The sequence below is a fragment of the Anaerostipes amylophilus genome (assembly GCF_025567365.1).
Lineage (GTDB): Bacteria > Bacillota > Clostridia > Lachnospirales > Lachnospiraceae > Anaerostipes > Anaerostipes amylophilus.
The window spans coordinates 254,316-267,718 of record NZ_JAOQJG010000002.1; the positions used below are offsets into that span (position 1 = coordinate 254,316).

The following is a 13,403-nucleotide window of genomic DNA, read 5'->3' on the forward strand; positions in this document are numbered from 1 at the left end:
TACAACTAATATCCGCAATTTTTGTATCATATTTCCAGTTTATATGCTAAAATTAATAATATACTGGGAATACGAAAGGGGAAGAGACAATCATGAAAACAGAAAGATTTGACAAGAAACTGTTCAAACAGGAAGTCATCAATAATCTTAAGACTCAGTTCAGAGTAGAGCTTGATAATGCCACCCAGCAGCAGATTTATCAGGCAGTCGCTTATGCTCTGAAAGAGTGGATCATTGAAGATTGGATGGATACTCAGAAGACTTATGAAGAAAAAGACCCGAAGATTTTATATTATATGTCCATGGAATTCCTGATGGGAAGAGCACTTGGAAACAACCTCATTAATATGAGTATGTATGGAGAAGTGAAAGAAGCATTAGAAGAATTAGGTGTAGACCTTAACATGGTAGAAGACCAGGAACCAGATCCAGCCCTTGGTAATGGTGGACTTGGACGTTTAGCAGCATGTTTCTTAGATTCACTTGCAACACTTGGATATGCAGCATATGGATGTGGAATCCGTTATCAGTATGGAATGTTCAAGCAGAAGATCAAAGACGGATATCAGATAGAAGTACCAGATGAATGGTTAAAGAATGGAAATCCATTTGAATTAAAACGTCCTGAATATGCGAAGGAAGTACGTTTTGGAGGAAATATCCGTACAGAATATGATGAAGCAGCTGGAAGAATAAACTTCATTCAGGAGAATTATCAGTCTGTTATGGCTGTACCATATGACTATCCAGTTGTAGGATATGGAAATCACATTGTTAACACATTAAGAATCTGGGATGCAGAACCAATCACTGACTTCCAGTTAGATTCATTTGACAAAGGTGAATATGACAAAGCCGTAGAACAGAAGAACCTTGCAAAGAATATCGTAGAAGTATTATATCCAAACGATAACCACTATGAAGGTAAAGAACTTCGTTTAAAACAGCAGTATTTCTTCGTATCTGCAAGCTTACAGGCAGCAGTAGCCAAATATAAGAAGAATCATGACGACATCACAAAACTTTATGAGAAGATGACAATCCAGATGAACGACACTCATCCAACAGTATCTGTAGCAGAACTGATGAGAATCTTAATGGATGAAGAAGGTCTTGGATGGGATGAAGCATGGGAAGTTACAACAAAGACTTGTGCATATACAAACCATACGATCATGGCAGAAGCATTAGAGAAATGGCCAATCGATCTGTTCTCAAGATTACTTCCTAGAGTTTACCAGATCGTAGAAGAGATCGACCGCCGTTTTGTGAACAAGATTCGTGAGATGTATCCAGGTAACGAAGAGAAAGTCAGAAAGATGGCAATTCTCTGGGATGGTCAGGTACGCATGGCACACATGGCGATCGCAGCAGGATACTCTGTAAATGGTGTAGCTAAACTTCATACAGAAATCTTAAAGAATCAGGAATTAAAAGATTTCTATCAGATGATGCCTGAGAAGTTTAACAATAAGACAAACGGAATCACACAGAGACGTTTCTTAATGCATGGTAATCCATTACTTTCTGACTGGGTAACTAAAAAACTTGGAACAGATACATGGGCAACAGACCTTTCTTTAATGTCAGGACTTAAGAAATATGTAGATGATCCAAAATCACAGAAAGAATTTATGGAGATCAAACTGCAGAATAAAAAACGTCTGGCAAAATATATCAAAGAACATAATGGAATCGATGTTGATCCTACATCTATCTTTGATGTGCAGGTAAAACGTCTTCATGAATATAAACGTCAGCTGATGAACATCTTACATGTAATGTATCTGTACAATCAGTTAAAGAAGAATCCAAATATGAACTTCTATCCAACAACATTTATCTTTGGTGCGAAGGCAGCAGCTGGATATCGTCGTGCAAAACAGACGATAAAACTGATCAACTCTGTAGCTGATAAGGTAAACAATGATGCATCGATCAAAGGTAAATTAAAAGTAGTATTTATCGAAGATTATCGTGTATCTAATGCGGAATTGATCTTTGCGGCAGCAGATGTCAGCGAACAGATTTCTACAGCATCCAAAGAAGCATCAGGAACAGGTAATATGAAGTTTATGTTAAATGGTGCACCAACACTTGGAACAATGGATGGAGCGAACGTTGAGATCGTTGATGAAATCGGAGAAGAGAATGCATTTATTTTCGGTTTAAGTTCTGAAGAAGTTATCAACTACGAGAACAATGGTGGATATCATCCATATGAGATCTATGAGAATGACAAAGATATTCATGAAGTATTAGATCAGTTAGTTGATGGAACATATGCAGATGGTGACCATGAACTTTACAAAGACTTATATCAGAGTCTGTTATTTGGTGATACAGGAAGTCAGGCAGATATGTACTTTATCTTAAAAGACTTCCGTTCATATGCAGAAGCTCATGAGAAAGTGGCAAAAGCATATCAGGATACAAAGAAATGGGCGAAGATGGCAATGACAAATACTGCAGGATGTGGTAAATTCTCATCTGACCGTACAATTCAGGAATATGTTGATGATATCTGGCACTTAGATAAAATTAGATAAGTAGTGGAAATTGTGATATAATAGGAGAAGTCTCTTTTGGAGGCTTCTCTTTTTGTGGGGAAAATACTTCAAAGAAATGATAACAAGTGACATAAAGATGAAGATAAGGGGAAGAATGTGAAGGAAGGAATAAAAAAGATTACAGCATGTCTGTTGATCATACTAATGACTATAACATTAACACCGATATACAAAGCTACTCATAAAGTATCGGCTGCACAGAATTTTAAAATTCATTTTATTGATGTTGGCTGCGCAGATGGAGCATTGCTTCAGTATGGGGAAGGAAGCAACGCCAAATATGCAATGATCGATACAGGAGCTGAAAAATACAACGGAACGAAAGATAAGACATATGCCAAGAAAAAAGATCCAGCTTATGAGTATCTTAAAAAAATGGGTGTAAAGCATTTGGAATTTGTGATTCTTACACATCCACATCGGGATCATATTGGCGGCTTGGTAAAGATTCTGAAAGATAAAACCATTACGATCAATACGATTTATGGGAATTCTTTAGAAATGACTTACTTAAGGAGCAATGATAATGTTAAGGAACAGACTTCAGAAACTGCGAAATGGACAAAATTTGATTCAAATACATACCAAAAAGTAAAGGATGAAATTGAAAAAAGAAATAGTGAAGAAGATGAATCTTTGCATGTAAAATATGTTATTCCCAAGGCCGGCTCAAAGATTTATCTTGGCCAGGCACAGATTACGTTTTATGGGCCACTGGAGAATAATTATAAGTATGGAAGACAAGTGGATCTTAATGTAAGGCAGGAAAATAAATATTCCATCGTTACAAGAATCGTTTATGGAAAGAATTCATTTTTGATGACAGGAGATGCCCAGAGAGAAACGATAGAGAAGATTATCAAAAAAGGTTATAATCTGCAGGCACAGGTATTAAAAGAACCACATCATGGTTATCAAGATGTAAAGGAAAAGGACAAACTGATCGCAGGACGGACATCAGATCACAAATTATTGATCGATCATACCAAAGCAAATATTGCGGTTATCAGCAATGGATATAAAAATACAGGGGAAGTTCCCATGAAAAATGTTCTTACGGATCTTTCCAAGATGGATATTTATGAGACGGGTAACAGGGGAACGATCGTTATCACCTCTGATGGAAGTCATTTATATGTAAGAACAGAAAAAGGTGGAAATAAACCGAGTGTCAATGGAAAAATCATATCATCAGGAAAGAGTATTTCCATGCCAGTCTTGCAGTCCATTGATATCGTAAGCAATAAAAAAACAAAAATACTTCCAGCATATCCTGGAACAAAAGATGCAAAGAGTATCTATACAAACAAAAATGTGACAATAAAGATCAATGCCAGTGCCAGAAGTTTTACGAAGATTAATAGTGTGCAATATAAGATCGTGAAAAAGGGACAAAGCAGTGCCAAACTTCCGTATTGTTATGGAAAATCTGTGACCTTAAAGAACGGAACGATTGCAAAGGTCTATGTAAAATATAATACGATGCTTGGAGAGAAGGAATTAAAACTTCCGCAGATCGTTGTTGATACCAAGGCACCGACAAAGCTTAGGCTTAAGAAGAAAAAATCAGGAAAGAAGAAAAAAGTAACTTTTTCGGCAAATTATGGAACTAGTGGCAAGAAGAAAACCGCGTATAAGTTAGTTCCAAAAGGAAAGAGTGCCAAAAAATATAAATGGAAAACTGCAAACGATGTCAGATATGATGCGAAAAAATATAGAAAAGCAAGATTATATGTGCGTTTTATTGATAAAGCAGGAAACAGCAAGACAACGAAGATGTCAATATAAGATGAGGAGACAGACTGCTTGTATGATAAAACATAATTTGCTATACTGAAAAGTAACAACAATATAAGAACAGATCAGGAGAATGAGAATGAATAGCAGATTAAAAGGAATTGTAACAGTTATACTGATCGTGATCATAGGATTGGTTGCGGTCAGCGGTATTGGATATATCAGACAGAGAATGGCAGCAGATCAGGGTGTGAAATATCTAAAACAGAAAGAATATCAGAAAGCATATGAAGAATTTGATAGTGCGGCCTCAAGATTTACATTGATCTTTACAAAACAGAAGAAGAATGTTCTGTTTTATGAAGGAGAGGCATTGTATCAGATGGGTGAATATAACAAAGCAGCTGAAATTTATGATCGATTGATCGATCGTGGAGAAGTTAAGGCATATTCTTTAAAAGCATATTGTCTGATGCAGAGAAATAAAACAAAAGAAGCACTAGAAGTATGCAATCTTGGAATTTCAGAATTTCCGAAAGAAGGAGAGATCTACTGTACCAAGTATGCAATTTATGCAAAACAGGAGAAATACAAAGAAGGACTTCAGGTTATTAAAAAAGCATTGAAACAGGATGAATTAAAGAATAAGAAAGAAGTGCTCTTTGCAAGGATTGGTGCATATGAGTCTTTGTTTGATTTTGATACAGCATATAAATATACAAAAGCTTATGTAAAGGCGTATCCAAAGGATGCACAGGGAAAGAAAGAACTGACATTTTTGGAAACAAGATAAATGGCAGACAAAAGCATTGAATGAGGGAATGTTATGGGCAAAGATATTCTGATAAGAGATCAGATTTTTTCGACATATGATAGTCTGTATGATGCAGAAAAGAAGGTTGCAGATTACGTGGCAGGACATCAGGAAGATGTGATCAATATGTCGGTGGCTGAACTGGCACAAAATTGTGCTACGAGTCAGGCTACTGTGATTCGCTTTTGCAAGAAGATCGGATGTGAGGGATTTCACAAGTTGAAGTTGAAACTTGCTGGAGAACAAAGCAAGCAGGAAGAACTGGCAGCATCGAATGAAATTAATATTGAGAATATGGAACAGTCTCTTCACAATATTATGGTTAGTAAAGTAGAAGAGATTAAAGCAACTTTTCACAATTTTGATCAGAAAGAACTTCGAAGTATTGTGGATGCAGTTTTGGGTGCAAATCTCATTGAATTTGCTGCGATGGGCAATACAATACCGATTGCGATGGACGGAACATATAAGTTTAATCAGCTTGGGCTACATGCTGTGACTTCTCCAATGTGGGAGACACAGGAGGCATTTGCAAGAACGCTGAAGAAAGGTGATGTATTTTTTGCGATTTCAGCATCGGGAGCATCTAAGCGTCTGATCCGCATGGCTAAGATCGTGAAGAAGCAAGGTGGAGTGACTGTTGCAGTGACGAATCAGGCAAAGTCACCGATAACTGAGATTTGTGATCATGTGATCATAACAGCAACAAGGGAACACATTTTTTATGATCAGGTTAGTTTTACAAGGATGGCTGCGATGGCAGTGATCGATACATTATTTATGTTGATACTTTCTATGAAGAACGATTTCTTTGAGAATGTTGCAGAACATGAACGCTCCGTGATAGAGGAAAAATTATAAGGAAGATGGAATAAGATGTTTATTTTGATAATAGGAGTGTTGATCATATTTTGTATTCTGTTATTTATCTGCTATTCTTATATGCAGAATCAGCGTTCAAAATATGTCTCACAGATGTATAAAGAATTTAAAGAACAATATGGGGCCAATGCAAAGGTTGCTATGGGATTTTCACAGACAAATGTGTTTTCTAAAGCAATGACATTGATGATCGCGGTAAATCCAGAAGATCATCGAGTTATTGATGCATGGGCAGTGACTGATAATGACATGGAAATAGAAGGAAGAACTTGTGCAGAATATCTAGGAATTGATATTAATAAATATGCGGAAGATGTCAGAAAAAGAAGTGATAAGGATCTTTTGATGAGAAAACCAACACAGATCAAAACAGCAAAAGAAAAGGCATTTGCGATGGCGGTAATGCAGATATTAAATCAGGAATAGGAAAGAGTCATTATGGAAGAGATCAAGAAAGAGATTATTGAAAAGGTTATTCTTGTTGCAGTGGCCGATCAGGACGTGAGAGAGGCAGAAGAATCTCTTGATGAATTAGAAGAATTGGTAAAGACTGCTGGAGCAGTGGTTGCAGCAAGAGTGATTCAAGTAAGAGAAGCTCCGCATCCGGGAACTTATATTGGAAAAGGAAAGATTGACGAAGTTAAGGCATTGTTATATGGAACAGATGCGATAGGTATTGTATGTGATGATGAGTTATCTCCTGCGCAGATGGGGAATCTTAGTGATGCACTAGATACAAAGGTAATGGACAGAACTTTGATCATTCTTGATATTTTTGCTAAGAGGGCATTTACAAGAGAGGGTAAGATACAGGTAGAACTTGCACAGCTGAAATATCGTGCATCCAAACTTACCGGACAGGGAAAAGCGTTATCAAGGCTTGGAGGAGGAATTGGAACAAGAGGACCTGGAGAAAAGAAACTTGAGATGGATCGTCGCTTGATCCGAACGAGAATATCAAGACTTAAGGCAGAACTCCGTGATGTTGTAAAGCACAGAGAAGTACAGCGAAAACAGCGCCAGAAGAATCATCTTCCGGTTGTGTGTATTGTTGGATATACGAATGCTGGAAAGTCAACGCTTCTGAATCATTTTACAAATGCAGGTGTCTATGAGGAAGATCAGTTGTTTGCAACCCTTGATCCAACAACAAAGAGTCTGGATTTAAGTGGCGGGCAGACAATTCTTATGACAGATACGGTCGGATTTATCCGCAAACTTCCACATCATTTAGTAGAGGCTTTTAAAAGTACATTGGAAGAAGCAAAATACAGTGATCTGATCCTGCATGTTGTTGATGCTTCTAATCCGCAGAAAGAAAAGCAGATGGAGGCGGTATACGAAACATTAAAGCAACTTGGTGCGAATGAATCGCCGATCGTGACAGCATTTAATAAGATCGATCTTTTGAATGGAGATGAGATTTTAAAAGATCAAAATGCAGAAGCGGTCGTAAGAATTTCAGGAAAGACAGGAGAGGGGACTGACCAGTTATTAGAGAATATTGAAAAGATTCTGCAGAAACAGAAATTATATCTGGAGAAATTATATGATTATCAGGATGCAGGTAAGATTCAACAGATCAGAGCTCATGGACAGCTTTTGAAAGAAGAATATAGAGAAGATGGAATTTATGTAGAAGCATATATCCCAAAAGAGATTCTTGGAAACATCTAGGAGGAATTGAAAGTGATCATTCAGAAAGTAATTAATAACAATGTTGTTAGTACATTTGATGCAAACGGCAAGGAAGTTATTTTGATGGGCAAGGGAATTGGTTTTCGAAAAAAAGCAGGAGATGAATTAGATAAAAACAAGATTGAGAAGATTTTTACATTGGATTTAAGCGGGAAGTCTTCTTTTGTTCAAGAAGTTATGGCAATTATTCAAGAATTCTATGAAATCGTTCTTAATCCAGAACATCCGGCATATCAGCGGTTTGCAACGCATCTTCAATATCTTGAGACAGAGATCATGTCAAAGAAACATCCGATGGAAGAAGATGAAGAAGCAGATGTTGAATTTTATGAAAGAAATCAGAAAAAATATCCGGAAGCCTATGTGTGCAGTCAGAAGATCGTGGAACATATTGAACAGCATTATGATTGTAAATTATCTGCGGATGAGAAAATGTATCTTATCATTTATGTAAAAAGGCTGATCCTTGAAACAAGTGGTCAGATATAAATCTAGGTTGACTTATGCGTCAGAATTTGATATTATAATGTTATCAGATTTTGGATTGTGACTGGTAAGGCAGGCAAGACCTATTTAATAAGTGTGAACATTTGTTAAAGTAGGTCTTTTTTTATGCTTTTTTAAGGAATTGCACTTAGATGAGTACAAAGATAAGCCAGTTAAAGATCCAGATAAATTAAAATTATTTTATATGTGAGAAGGAGAAACAATTATGGTATCAAAGAAATTTGTCATTGAAAACGAACAGGGATTACACATGAGACCAGCAGGAGTTTTAGCGAAAGCTGTAACTAAATTCGAATCTGACGTAACTATCGTATTCGAAGATAAAAAAATCAACGCTAAAAGCTTATTAAACATCATCGGAGCTTGCATCAAATGTGGTTCTGAAATCGAATTAGTATGTGAAGGTCCAGACGAAGAAGCAGCTCTTGCACATGCAACAGAACTGATTGAATCTGGATTAGGTGAATAATCACTGCTCATAATGGGTGTAACATATAATTTGATAAAGGACGGGTGGCAACATGTATAAAGGTATAGGAGCATCTGCTGGTATCGGTATCGGTAAGATCGTTAAGATTAAGGAAGAAGAACTTAATTACACAAAACAGTCTATCGAAGATACAGAAGCAGAGAAAAAACGTTTAAGCGATGCAATTGAAGTTTTCATTGAGAAGACTCAGAAGATGGTTGAATCCATGAAAGTAACTGCTGGTGAGCAGGAAGCAGAGATCTTAGAAGGTCATATCATGATGATCCAGGATCCAGCGATCTCAGAACAGATCGAAGCTAAGATCGATGGAGAGAAGATCAACGCAGAAGCTGCTGTAGAAGAAGCTTGCGATTTCTTCGCACAGATCTTCGCTATGGCAGACGATGAACTGACACAGCAGAGAGCATCTGACTTAGGCGACATCAAAACTCGTTTAATTAAGATCTTACTTGGAATTGAAGAAGTAGATATCAGTGCAGTTCCAGAAGGAACAATCTTAGTAGCAGAAGATTTAACACCATCTATGACAGCAGGAATCAATCCTGCAAATGTTCAGGGTGTATTAACAGAGATCGGTGGTAAGACATCTCACTCTGCGATCATCTGCAGATCTATGGAAATTCCAGCAGTTCTTAGTATCGAAAACATCGTTTCTATCGTGAACGATGGAGATGAAGTTGTTCTTGACGGATCAACAGGAGAAGCATTCATCAATCCTGAAGCATCTGTTGTAGAAGAATATAAAGCTAAGAAAGCAAAATTCTTAGAAGAGAAAGCTGCCCTTCAGAAGTTTGTTGGACAGAAATCCCAGACAGCAGACGGACACGTTGTGGAACTGGTTGCTAACATCGGTGGACCAGACGAAGCAGAAGGTGTCTTAGAGCGTGATGGAGAAGGTGTTGGATTATTCAGATCTGAGTTCTTATTCATGGAAAGCGATGCGATTCCATCAGAAGAAGCTCAGTTTGAAGCATACAAGAAAGTAGCTGAAACTCTTGACGGTAAACCAGTGATCATTCGTACACTGGATATCGGTGGAGATAAAGCTCTTCCATATCTTGGACTTCCAACAGAAGAGAATCCATTCTTAGGATTCAGAGCAGTACGTTTCTGCTTACAGAGAAAAGAAGATATTTACAAACCACAGCTTCGTGCATTATTACGTGCAAGTGCTTTCGGTAAAGTTCGTATCATGGTACCATTAGTAACATGTGTAGACGAGCTTCGTGCAGTCAAAGCGATCATCGAAGAACTGAAACAGGAATTAGATGCAGAAGGTATCGCATACGACAAAGACATCCAGGTTGGTGTTATGATGGAAACTGCAGCAGCAAGCTTAATTGCTGACATTCTTGCAAAAGAAGCAGACTTCTTCAGTATCGGTACAAACGATTTAACTGGATACACAATGGCAGCCGACAGAGGTAACCCAGATGTTGCATATCTGTACTCTGCATACAATCCAGCTGTACTTCGTTCTATCAGAAATATCATCTCAGCTGCAAACAAAGAAGACATCATGGCAGGTATGTGTGGAGAAGCAGCAAGCGATCCATTATTAGTACCAGTATTACTTGGATTCGGATTAAACGAATTCTCAGTAAGTGCTACAGCAATCCTTGCTACAAGAAAAGTAATGTCTCTGTGGACAATGGATGAATGTAAAGCATTAGTTGATGAAGTAATGCAGTTAGAAACAGAAGCAGAAGTGAAAGCTTTATTAGAAGAAAGAGCAAGAAGCTAAGATTATATGATTTAGTTTCTTACGGGAATATGGAAAGGACCTTGGTAATTTAGTTATCAGGGTTCTTTTTTTTGTATAGTAATGGAACAATATATTAAGTAGGTATACTTATTAAAAAAGTCAACCATAATATTTCACAAAAATAAAAAAGTTTTTTGTATTAAACGACGAAAAAACTAAATCTGATTGCCTGTAAAATGGTGAAATGTTACAATTCAAGCATAAGGGGAGAATGAAAACGACATATCAGGATACTGTATGAACTTAAGCTCCTTGAGACCTTATGAAGTCAGAAAATAGAGGTACAATAAAAGAGTGCAGAATGAAGAAATTAGAAAAATAGAAGCAAGAATCTTAGAAATGATGAATATATGAAAATTGTCAGATATTATAAGGTCTACGGTACCCAATGTGCATATGTTAGATAGCCTTAAAATAAGAAATTCTTAAGGCTATCTAATAATGCTCATTATTAGATGAGGAGGTTATAATGATAAGTTCTGAAAAAAATAAGGATTTATGGATTGAAGATTATAAAAAAAGAGTAAAAGTTTTATCCGCACAAGAAATAAAATTATTAGAAACTAGTTGGTCAAGTGAAAATAATAAAGTAGAAAATTATTTTAGAACAGATGATGGTCAAGGAAAGTTAAATTTATGGTTAATAGATACATATAATTATGAAAATTTGACTGTAGAAATGCAAGTTAATCTTAATGTTATATCAAAAGACGCTGGATGTGAAATAATAATTAAACCTCAAAAATTTAAATTATACTATTTAAAAATGGTGATATTTTTTTATATAGTGTTAATGATAATATTTGGTGTTATATCACAAAGCGTTATAGTGTTTGCTTTTGGAGCAGTTCAAGTTATGATTTTATATGTTCAAAATCGAATAATATATAAAAATACGAGAAATCGTATAATAGATAAGATACAAAATATGTGATGAAACGTAGATATCATAAGATCTGCGGTACCTTAAGTATGACAAAGAAGGAAAACAGACAGCTGTATAAAATCTTAAGGTCCCAGGGACATTAAGATTAAGTAAATCCGCAAGTACAAATCGAAGAAACAAAAAGGTGAGAATAAAATGGTAAAAATTAAAATATTTATTTGCACTATATGGATAGCAGCTTTTTGTGTAACTATCGGTGGTTGTAAATCTTACAGACAAAGCAGAAAGCAAAATCAAAAATTATACAATGCCATAGAAACAAATGAAGTTGAAGCAGCCAAAGAAGCAATTGATGATGGTGCCAATATGAATTCGTTTCGAAATATAGGCTTGACAATGGATAGTCTTTATGGAAAATCAGATAAAAATCCAGTATATGCTGATACAGCCATGCATGAAGACAATAAAATTGCCCAGTATTTAATAAGAAAAGGAGCTGATCCCAATTACAAGGATAAAGACGGAATTTCATTACTTATGCTTGCTGCCCAACAAGGAAATATAAAATTTTGCAAGCAATTGGTAGAAAAAGGAGCTGATGTTAAGTATAAAAAAAGAGGAATATCAGCTCTAGATTACGCATTATCAACGGGCGAAATTCAAGATGCTAAAACTCAAATAGAATTAATAGAATATCTGTATCAACAAAAAATTCCAGTTACAAAAATGACAAAAAGAATATTGATCAATGGATATCGTACGGGCGTTTATGGAGATACATCGGCAAACACGGAATATATTCTTCAATGGGGAATGAAGCAGGGAATTGTAAAAATGAAAGACCTGTCAAAGAAACGAAAGATTTTCTATCAAATCTCAATAGGACAAGAAATAAATTCATCAATTTTAAAAGGAATTTCCATTCATGAATTACATAATACATATGGGGAGAATATTGCAATGGTTGCTGCCCAATATGGAAATTTGAAAGTGTTAAAATATGCAGTAAAGAATAAGATTTCTGTTCGAGAAGAAAATGCAGATTTTCAAAATATATTTGACCTTGCGATAAAATCAAACAACATTGATACAATAAAATATCTAATGGATATTATAAAACCATCCCCAAAAGATATATGCGAATCAATTGAGAATTCGATAGATTCTATTTCGGAGAAAACATTAGGGTACTTATTGACAAAATTAACAGATATAAATATATCACCAGAAGATAATGATGAAAATATATTAGAAACAGCAGCAATGAGTGACCGAATAGATCTTGCAGAATTGTTAATAAAAAAGAAGGCAGTAGTTACACCAATAGCATTAATAAACGCGGTAGATACGGGAAATATAAAATTAGTAAAACTATTGCTTAGCAATGGAGGCGAAGTTAATAAGATTGGAAAATACTCTGATGGAGAAAAAATGACATCTGCTTTATATGAAGCGATTACATTAGGAGATTTTCCAATGGTAAAATTTTTGATCAAGGAAGGGGCAGGTGATACGGATATAAAAGAAGCTGTAACAGACAGTAATAGTTATAGAATAAAAAAATATATTTATCAAAAGTTTCCGGGATTGCAAGATGACTAATACTATAGTGACTTAAGTTCCCTGAGACCTTACGAAGTCATAGTAAGAACAATGTAAGAAAGACAGGTGGAAAACCAAGCAATAGACGGGAAGAAATTAGAGAACAAAAAGCAAGAGGAGAGAGAAATAAAAGAAAAAGAAAGGGATATAAGCATTCAAAGTAAATATACAAAATAATAGAAAATAGTGATACTTGATTCGCTTAAGATAACAAATATTTCTAAGAAAAAACTTAAGCTCCCTGAGACCTTACGAAGTCAGAAAACAAGGAATTAATAACACAATAAAAGAGTGTAGAGTGAAGAAATCAGAAAAGCAGAAATAGTAATCTTAAAAAAGAACAAGATATGGAAATTGCCAGATAACATAAGCATTCCTGTAATTCATAAATAATGTCAATAGACGAAAGAAGAACCTCACAGTATAATTAAGATATCATCTTGGCGGATGAA

General features: G+C 35.7%; 11 protein-coding genes. All 11 read left to right on the forward strand.

Annotated elements, in window-relative coordinates:
- Nucleotides 1-92: 92 nt before the first annotated feature.
- The 11 genes from OCV53_RS03735 to OCV53_RS03785 all read left to right on the forward strand — a co-directional run bounded on the left by OCV53_RS03735 (nucleotide 93) and on the right by OCV53_RS03785 (nucleotide 12,951).
- Nucleotides 93-2,549 (forward strand): glycogen/starch/alpha-glucan phosphorylase, encoded by a 2,457-nt coding sequence (locus OCV53_RS03735; RefSeq protein ID WP_055196622.1) that lies wholly within the window; start codon nucleotides 93-95, stop codon nucleotides 2,547-2,549.
- Between the two features lie 117 nt (nucleotides 2,550-2,666).
- Nucleotides 2,667-4,358 carry a ComEC/Rec2 family competence protein gene (locus OCV53_RS03740; protein WP_055196623.1) on the forward strand — a complete coding sequence of 564 codons (1,692 nt, stop codon included), beginning with the start codon at nucleotides 2,667-2,669 and terminating at the stop codon, nucleotides 4,356-4,358.
- 88 nt (nucleotides 4,359-4,446) lie between these two features.
- Nucleotides 4,447-5,100: a tetratricopeptide repeat protein gene (locus OCV53_RS03745; protein ID WP_055196624.1), complete on the forward strand. Its 654-nt coding sequence runs from the start codon at nucleotides 4,447-4,449 to the stop codon at nucleotides 5,098-5,100.
- 33 nt (nucleotides 5,101-5,133) lie between these two features.
- Nucleotides 5,134-5,982, forward strand: a complete 849-nt coding sequence (locus OCV53_RS03750) for a MurR/RpiR family transcriptional regulator (protein ID WP_022375603.1) — start codon at nucleotides 5,134-5,136, stop codon at nucleotides 5,980-5,982.
- Nucleotides 5,983-5,997: 15 nt separating this feature from the next.
- Nucleotides 5,998-6,429: a hypothetical protein gene (locus tag OCV53_RS03755; protein WP_022375604.1), complete on the forward strand. Its 432-nt coding sequence runs from the start codon at nucleotides 5,998-6,000 to the stop codon at nucleotides 6,427-6,429.
- A gap of 12 nt (nucleotides 6,430-6,441) precedes the next feature.
- On the forward strand, nucleotides 6,442-7,680 hold the full coding sequence (gene hflX / locus OCV53_RS03760) for a GTPase HflX (RefSeq protein ID WP_055196625.1): 1,239 nt from the start codon (nucleotides 6,442-6,444) through the stop codon (nucleotides 7,678-7,680).
- A gap of 12 nt (nucleotides 7,681-7,692) precedes the next feature.
- Nucleotides 7,693-8,190 (forward strand): CAT RNA binding domain-containing protein, encoded by a 498-nt coding sequence (locus OCV53_RS03765; protein ID WP_022375606.1) that lies wholly within the window; start codon nucleotides 7,693-7,695, stop codon nucleotides 8,188-8,190.
- Nucleotides 8,191-8,413: 223 nt separating this feature from the next.
- Nucleotides 8,414-8,677: an HPr family phosphocarrier protein gene (locus OCV53_RS03770; protein ID WP_006568975.1), complete on the forward strand. Its 264-nt coding sequence runs from the start codon at nucleotides 8,414-8,416 to the stop codon at nucleotides 8,675-8,677.
- A gap of 52 nt (nucleotides 8,678-8,729) precedes the next feature.
- Nucleotides 8,730-10,442, forward strand: coding sequence for a phosphoenolpyruvate--protein phosphotransferase (gene ptsP, locus OCV53_RS03775; protein WP_009204346.1), 1,713 nt, complete (start codon nucleotides 8,730-8,732; stop codon nucleotides 10,440-10,442).
- Between the two features lie 490 nt (nucleotides 10,443-10,932).
- The gene (locus OCV53_RS03780) at nucleotides 10,933-11,397 is read left to right on the forward strand and encodes a hypothetical protein (protein ID WP_055196626.1); all 465 of its coding nucleotides are present in this window, start codon (nucleotides 10,933-10,935) and stop codon (nucleotides 11,395-11,397) included.
- Between the two features lie 147 nt (nucleotides 11,398-11,544).
- A complete protein-coding gene (locus tag OCV53_RS03785; RefSeq protein WP_055073150.1) occupies nucleotides 11,545-12,951 on the forward strand; it encodes an ankyrin repeat domain-containing protein in 1,407 nt (468 codons plus the stop codon).
- The last annotated feature ends 452 nt before the right edge of the window (nucleotides 12,952-13,403 follow it).

Coding starts and splice junctions, on each gene's coding strand:
- hflX (WP_055196625.1), top strand. CDS start 6,442: ATGGAAGAGATCAAGAAAGAGATTATTGAAAAGGTTATTCTTGTTGCA.
- OCV53_RS03770 (WP_006568975.1), top strand. CDS start 8,414: ATGGTATCAAAGAAATTTGTCATTGAAAACGAACAGGGATTACACATG.
- ptsP (WP_009204346.1), top strand. CDS start 8,730: ATGTATAAAGGTATAGGAGCATCTGCTGGTATCGGTATCGGTAAGATC.
- OCV53_RS03735 (WP_055196622.1), top strand. CDS start 93: ATGAAAACAGAAAGATTTGACAAGAAACTGTTCAAACAGGAAGTCATC.
- OCV53_RS03755 (WP_022375604.1), top strand. CDS start 5,998: ATGTTTATTTTGATAATAGGAGTGTTGATCATATTTTGTATTCTGTTA.
- OCV53_RS03745 (WP_055196624.1), top strand. CDS start 4,447: ATGAATAGCAGATTAAAAGGAATTGTAACAGTTATACTGATCGTGATC.
- OCV53_RS03785 (WP_055073150.1), top strand. CDS start 11,545: ATGGTAAAAATTAAAATATTTATTTGCACTATATGGATAGCAGCTTTT.
- OCV53_RS03780 (WP_055196626.1), top strand. CDS start 10,933: ATGATAAGTTCTGAAAAAAATAAGGATTTATGGATTGAAGATTATAAA.
- OCV53_RS03750 (WP_022375603.1), top strand. CDS start 5,134: ATGGGCAAAGATATTCTGATAAGAGATCAGATTTTTTCGACATATGAT.